The 1,450-nt window shown below is 36.2% G+C and carries 1 protein-coding gene; it reads right to left on the bottom strand.

The features are described from left to right. Positions 1-41: 41 nt before the first annotated feature. Positions 42-1,396 (bottom strand): IS3 family transposase gene (locus H9636_RS18925; RefSeq protein WP_191709100.1). Its coding sequence is split into 2 segments (ribosomal slippage): positions 42-943 and positions 943-1,396, totalling 1,356 coding nucleotides; the frame shifts between segments, so codons are not numbered across the junction. Between the last annotated feature and the right edge of the window lie 54 nt (positions 1,397-1,450).

The raw sequence follows: 1,450 nt of genomic DNA, 5'->3' as shown, positions 1-1,450 counted from the left end.
ATTTTGATGTGACCCCTAAAAGTTAGACACGTTAAAGTCGATTAGGCAGCTTGGATAAAACGAGTTCGGTATTGCACCGGACTCATTTTTAATTTTGCCTTCATGCGTTTCGTGTTGTAATAATTTATATAGTTTTCAAGTTCCAATTTAAAATGTTCGACACTTTGAAATTCTTTTAAGTAGAGGAATTCTGATTTCATAATCCCGAAAAAATTCTCCATTACTGAGTTGTCGTAACAGTTTCCTTTGCGAGACATACTTTGCACAACACCTCTTGATTCAAGGGCATGACGATATTTCTTCATTTGATAATGCCAGCCTTGATCAGAGTGCATCAGTAGCTTATGTTCTTCAGGTAATCTCTCTAAAGCTTTCGCTATCATTTCAGAAACTAAAGAATATGTAGGTCTTGAACCAATTGTATATGTAATAATTTCTCCGTTAAATAAATCTAAAACAGGTGATAAATAGAGCTTTTCACCAAATAATTTAAACTCCGTAATATCCGTTACCCACTTCTCGTTTGGCGCATCAGCTTTAAAATTGCGATCTAAAATATTCGGGGCAATTTTACCAACGGTTCCTTTATAAGATTTATACTTTTTCATTCGAACTAAGCACTTTAAGCCTAAGGCTTTCATGATGCGTTGCACTTTCTTGTGATTAACTTTTTTCCCACGATTGGCTAGCTCATCTCGAATACGGCGGTATCCATAACGGCCTTCGTGTTCGTTATAAATGGCTTGAATTTCAACCTTTAATTCGGCATCTGGATCTGGTCGATTCATCTTTTTCACTGAATCGTAATACGTGCTACGTTTGATTCCTGCAAACTCCACAAGTGCCTTCACCGAGTATTTATGCCTTAATTCATAGATGACCTTTACCTTGTCTTCTTTGGTGATTTTTCCTTTGCTTGAACTAAGGCATTCAACTTTTTTAAATACTCATTTTCCATTTCAAGCTGCTTAATTCGTGCTTGAAGTGCTTCATTTGAACCTTCTACAGGTGCTTGTATTGATTGTTTATTCGTTTCTTTTTTCATGGATGGACGCCCCTTTATCTTTGGAACGAACGCATCCACTCCCACAGAAGCCAATTGAATTCTCCATTTCCTAATCAATCCAGGTGAAGAAATATTAAAAATTACTGCAGCTTCGTTAGGCGAGACACCATTTTCGTTCATATAGTTTAATACGTCCATTTTAAACTGAGCCGTGTGAGATGTATAGGATTTTTCAAAAGCAGCTAAACCATGATATTCAAACTGTTTAATCCAGTTACGAATAACAGAAGCAGACGTAGCCATGGATTTTGCGATTTCATTTGTACTTTCAGAACCATATTGATATCTCGTAATGGCCTCAAGTTTTTGTTCATTTGTAAATTTAGTCATAAAAAAACTACACCTCCAATTGTTAGATGTGTCTAACAATTGGGGTGCAGTTCA

It is taken from the genome of Ureibacillus galli (assembly GCF_014836845.1).
Lineage (GTDB): Bacteria > Bacillota > Bacilli > Bacillales_A > Planococcaceae > Ureibacillus > Ureibacillus galli.
This window is presented reverse-complemented; position numbering and strand designations above follow the sequence as displayed.